The sequence below is a fragment of the Pseudomonas sp. AD21 genome (genome assembly GCF_002878485.1).
Classification (GTDB): Bacteria; Pseudomonadota; Gammaproteobacteria; order Pseudomonadales; family Pseudomonadaceae; genus Aquipseudomonas.
On record NZ_NQYG01000119.1, the window covers coordinates 1 to 5,249 of the forward strand.

General features: G+C 60.8%; 3 protein-coding genes. 2 read left to right on the plus strand and 1 reads right to left on the minus strand.

The features are described from left to right. The first annotated feature begins 574 nt into the window (after window positions 1–574). Window positions 575–2,962: a TonB-dependent siderophore receptor gene (locus tag PseAD21_RS29175; protein WP_102359153.1), complete on the plus strand. Its 2,388-nt coding sequence runs from the start codon at window positions 575–577 to the stop codon at window positions 2,960–2,962. Window positions 2,963–3,003: 41 nt separating this feature from the next. Next, window positions 3,004–4,368: an APC family permease gene (locus PseAD21_RS29180; RefSeq protein ID WP_102359154.1), complete on the plus strand. Its 1,365-nt coding sequence runs from the start codon at window positions 3,004–3,006 to the stop codon at window positions 4,366–4,368. On the opposite strand, the gene PseAD21_RS29185 is transcribed toward PseAD21_RS29180, so the two are convergent. Further along, window positions 4,365–4,826: a DUF3574 domain-containing protein gene (locus PseAD21_RS29185; protein WP_102359155.1), complete on the minus strand. Its 462-nt coding sequence runs from the start codon at window positions 4,824–4,826 to the stop codon at window positions 4,365–4,367. The two genes, PseAD21_RS29180 and PseAD21_RS29185, sit on opposite strands and share 4 nt — an antisense overlap. Window positions 4,827–5,249 lie beyond the last annotated feature (423 nt).

Below are 5,249 nucleotides of genomic sequence, written 5' to 3' on the forward strand. Positions count from 1 at the left end.
TGTGTTCACCGCAATAAAAACTGTAGGAGTGAGCCTGCTCGCGAAGAGGCCCGCCCAGTCAATATCTGCATGGACTGATACACCGCAATCGCGAGCAGGCTCACGCCTGCAAAGGATCTGTAGCGGGTGCAGAATCTGTGTTCACCGCAATAAAAACTGTAGGAGTGAGCCTGCTCGCGAAGAGGCCCGCCCAGTCAATATCTGCATGGACTGATACACCGCTTTCGCGAGCAAAGCTCACTCCAACAGGGCCGGTGATTATGCTTGGGTTAGTTGTTGGTTAGTTGCATTGCTGTTGTTCTGGCAACACTTGTGTTGCCCTGAAAACAACTAACGGCTGCGATCTAACCTAAGCGTTATTGGTTCTTTTGCACCCGATGCCAGCTCGTCTAGCATCGGTTTTCAGGGGGAATAACTAACTTTGGGGATCCTGCGCTTCACCCACTAATCACGTTAAAACAGCCTTCACCGCCTTCCTGATTTCTAAAACTACAGCAGACATTGCCGTGCATTGATTGCCGACTTTCCATTGTCGGCAACGGCCGGGTATTAGCTGCGATAAAGGAGCTGTCACATGTATCAGCGTTCCCGTTCATTACTGGCCATCGCGGTTGTCGGTGCGATCTGGCAACTTCCGGCGCAAGCCGAAGACACCTCCCCACGCGTTGACGATGACCCACGGTTGGGTACCGTGCTGGTCACCGGCACCCGTGGTACCGCACGCACGGTGCTGGATTCACCAGTGCCGGTGGACGTGTTGACCGCCGCCGACCTCAAGTCCACTGGCGCTGCCGATGGCGAGCTGGGCCAGGCGCTGCAGACGTTGCTGCCGTCCTTCAGCATGCCGCGTCAGTCCAACTCCGGCGGTGCTGACCATGTACGTGCCGCGCAGTTGCGCGGCATGAGCCCGGATCAGGTGCTGGTGCTGGTCAACGGCAAGCGCCGCCACACGTCGGCGGTGGTCAACGACTCCTCGAAAATCGGTCGCGGCACGGCGCCGGTGGATTTCAACTCGATCCCCATCAGCGCGATCAAACGCATCGAAGTCCTGAGCGACGGCGCCGGGGCGCAGTATGGTTCCGATGCGATTGCCGGAGTGATCAACATCATCCTCGACGACGCCCCCGAGGGCGGCGAAGTGTCCACCAGTTACGGCGCCTATCACACTCATCAGGACGCGATTGGTCGCACCACCACCGATGGTCAGAACAGCGTGACCACCGCCAAGATCGGCACGCGCCTGGGTGAAGAGGGCGGGTTCATTCGCGGCGGCACCGAGTACAAGAATCGCAACCCGACCAACCGCGCCGGTTTCGACGGTTTCGCCGACGCCCCCGAGCAGCGCAACTACGTGATGGGCGACGGCCTGGCGCGGGACGTCAACCTGTGGTTTAACAGCGAGCTGCCATTGGCCGGCGGCAAGGCCTACAGTTTTGGCACCTACAACCAGCGCCACACCACCGGCGCCGAGTTCTATCGCTACCCTTACGAGCAGCCGCAGTTCTATCCCAACGGCTATCTGCCGCAGTCGCTGGGCGACAACAAGGACATTTCGGCCACCGCCGGTTTCAAAGGCATGATCGGCGAGGACTGGGACTTCGACAGCAGCGTCACCCATGGCCGCAACCGCTTTGACGGATCCACCCGTCGCACCCTCAACGTCAGCCTTGGTGAAGATTCGCCGACCCGGTTCGACACCGGCGATTACGAACTGCGCCAGACCACCACCAACCTCGATTTCAGTCGTGAATTGCGCCTCGGCGGGCGCTCGTTTGTACTGGCGCTGGGCGGCGAATACCGCTACGAAAACTACCTGACCTACGCCGGCGACGAGGCCTCGTACATAGGCTCCGGGGCTGACGGCGCCAACGGCTTGCGCCCCAGCGAAGAGTCGGACCTGGACCGCAACGTGTTCGCTACTTACGCCGAGGTCTCGGGTGATCTCACCGACCGCTTCTTCGTCGACGCCGCTACCCGCTGGGAACATTACGACGATGCCGGCAGCAAACTCACCGGCAAGCTCAGTGGCCGCTACAAACTGACCGAACAGTGGGCGTTGCGCGGCGCGGTGTCGAACAACTTCCGCGCGCCGTCGCTGGCCCAGAGCGGTTTCCAGAACACCACCAGCAACTTCGGCGAAGGCGGCACCCTGACTGACATTCGCGTGCTCTCGGTCAACGATCCGATTGCACGTGCGCTGGGTGCGCAAAAGCTCGACCCGGAAACCTCGAAGAACTTCAGCCTCGGCCTGACCTTTCAGTTGAACGAGCGCTTCGACGCCTCGCTCGATGTGTTCCGCATCGACGTCAAGGACCGCATCACCCTGTCGCAGCGCATCGGCAGCGACGCCATGGAGCAATACATCAACGACACCTTCGGCGTCGCCGGGGTCCACGATGTCAACTTCTTCACCAACGCCGCCGACACCAGTACCCACGGTGCCGAACTGGTGCTCAACTACCACCAGCCGCTGTATGACGGGACGTTGGGCCTGACCACCGCGTACACCTACAACCACACCAAAGTCACCCATACCAAAGGCACGCCGTCGCAACTGAGCGCGTTGGGCATCGGTGGCGACGCCCTGGTCGGCGTCGAAGAAACCAACACCCTGACCGACGCCGCGCCCAAGGATCGTTTCGTGTTTTCGGCCAACTGGGCCAGTGAACACTGGGGCTTGCTCGGCCGTCTGACCCGCCAGGGCGAGACCACCCGAGTGTTCGATTTCGGTGACTCGCAGCCGGAGCAGACCTACGGTGCGGTGTGGCAGCTGGACGCCGAGGTGACCTACAAATTCACCCCGAAATTCAGCGTGGCGCTGGGCGGCAACAACCTCACCGACAACTACCCGGAACGCTCCGGCTCGGCGATCAACTACGGCGGCAACCTGCCGTACGACGTGCTGTCGCCGATCGGCACCAACGGCGCCTATTACTACGCCAGCGCCACCTACGGCTTCTGAGCCGAACCGCCACGGATGGCGGACCTTCTGCGGGACAATTTATGAGTCACTCGAACGGCCCCAAGCGCCATCTGCCGGTGTTACAGGCGCTACTGATCACGCTGGGCATGGTGATCACCACCGACATCCTCAAGACCGCGCCGACCGTGGCGCTGAACGTCGGGCCGGAATATTTCTACTGGGTCTGGGTTCTTGGCGGCCTGGCGTCGATGATTGGGGCCTTATGCTTCGCCGAAATGGCCACGGCGTTTTCGCATCCGGGCGGCGACTATCACTTTCTGCGCACCGCCTATGGCGAGCGCATCGGGTTTCTGTTCGCCTGGTCGCGTTTTTCGGTGATGCACACCGGGTGGATTGCCTTGTCTGCGTTCATGTTTGCCGATTACTTCAACGCCGTGGTGCCCCTGGGTCGCTACGGCTCGGGGCTGTTTGCCGGTGGAATAATCGCCGCGCTGGTACTGCTCAATCTCACCGGCAAGCACATCGGGTTCATCACTCAGACCTTGCTGGTGGGCTTGTTGGCCCTGGGCTTTTTGAGCATTGCCAGCGCCGGGGCGTGGCTGGCGTGGCAGGGAATCGAAGCACCGCCGCCGAGCGTCTCGGTTACGCCGGAAAACACCAGCATGGCCGGGTTCTCGGCGGCGATGATTTTCGTGTTTCTCGCGTTCGGCGGCTGGAGCGATGCGGCAACGTTGTCGGCAGAAGTGCGCGACGGTCGACGCGGCATATTCATTGCTATGCTCGGTGCGCTGACGCTGCTGATGGCGATTTATCTGGCGCTGAACTGGGCGTTTGTGCAAGGCCTGGGTTTCGCCGGACTGGCCGCGAGCAACGCGCCCGCCGTGGAATTGCTGAACCGGGCGTTCGGCGCGCCGGGGGTGTTGTTGATTCTGCTGATGGTCGGCATCGCGGCCATCGCCACTATCAATTCGACCTTGCTGGTCGGCGCCCGCACCACCTACGCCGCCGCCCGCGATGTGCCGCAGTTGCGCCGCTTCGGCGAGTGGAATGAACGCGATGGCGTGCCGCGCAAGGCCTTGCTGGCGGAGGGCGCGGTGGCGTTGTTGCTGGTGCTGTTCGGCAGTTTCACCCAGAGCGGTTTCAACACCATGGTCGAGTACCTGACACCGGTGTACTGGCTGTTTCTGAGTTTGAGCAGCCTGGCGTTGATCATTTTGCGGCGGCGTTTTCCCGAGGTGCCGAGGCCGGTCCGGGTGCCGTTGTATCCGCTGTTGCCACTGCTGTTTTTCGGTCTGTGCCTGTACATGCTCTATTCGAGTGTGACGGTGGTGGGGTGGGGCGCGTTTCTGGGGATTGGTGTGTTGCTGGTGGGCGCGTTGCTGTTGGCGGGATTGAGCCGCCTGGCGTCGACGCCTCGGCAAGCTCTCGGGCAGGTCGCTGATTAAAACGAAACTTGCGCCGGTTGCGACAGGCGCAGCACCGACAAATCCCCGGTGATGCGTTTGTACGCCAGCCGAATCGCCTCGATGTTGCCGTCATTCTGCAGATTGTTCTCGTGCAGGATCACGATGACCTTGGTGCTCAGGCGCTCTGGCTCCTTTGCCCCATGATCGCGCCACTGCCCATAGGCATCGAACACGGTGAAGCCGTCGGGAAATCTCGAGGTGACTTGCTGATCGAGAAACTCGCGCCAGCGCGCGGGGCTGACTGCGCCTTCCTTGCCATCCACCGTGCCCACCGAGAAGTACAACTCGGTGCGGATCCACTGCGCCTGCGCCGGACGCGTGGCGTCACCTTGCAGGGTCGAACTGGCGGGGTCTTTGGTATGCACGGAAACCGCAGGAGGACTGGCGCACCCGGCGACAGCAACGAACAGCGCAGCCAGTAACAGGCGTCTTTGCATGGAACATCCCTTTTGATGAGTTGAGTGCAGACGCGCAATTATAGAGGGCGAGGTTAATAGCGATAAAAGATTAAAAAGTGGGTCTATGTGCGAGTTGTGGAATAAGAAAAGTAACCTTTCAGGGGTTGGATCAATAACGTGTATTGCGGCCCCACAGTGTTGCTGTCGTTCACCGGACGTGTGTGCGCGGCGAAATCTGTGGGAGCCGGGTTGGCCCGCGAAGGCGTCGGCACATCCAGCATCTCATTGACTGACACCCCGCAATCGCGAGCAGGCTCACTCCTGCAAAGGATCTGTAGCGGACGCAAAAAAGTATATTCACCGCAGTAAAACGGTGGGGCTGACTCGCGAAGAGGTCAGCCCAGTCAACATCTTCATTGACTGACACCCCGCAATCGCGAGCAGGCTCACTCCTGCAAAGGA

What these genes read in the sequence shown, in the direction of transcription:
- PseAD21_RS29180 (WP_102359154.1), top strand. Translation starts at nt 3,004, where the DNA reads ATGAGTCACTCGAACGGCCCCAAGCGCCATCTGCCGGTGTTACAGGCG.
- PseAD21_RS29175 (WP_102359153.1), top strand. Translation starts at nt 575, where the DNA reads ATGTATCAGCGTTCCCGTTCATTACTGGCCATCGCGGTTGTCGGTGCG.
- PseAD21_RS29185 (WP_102359155.1), bottom strand. Translation starts at nt 4,826, where the DNA reads ATGCAAAGACGCCTGTTACTGGCTGCGCTGTTCGTTGCTGTCGCCGGG.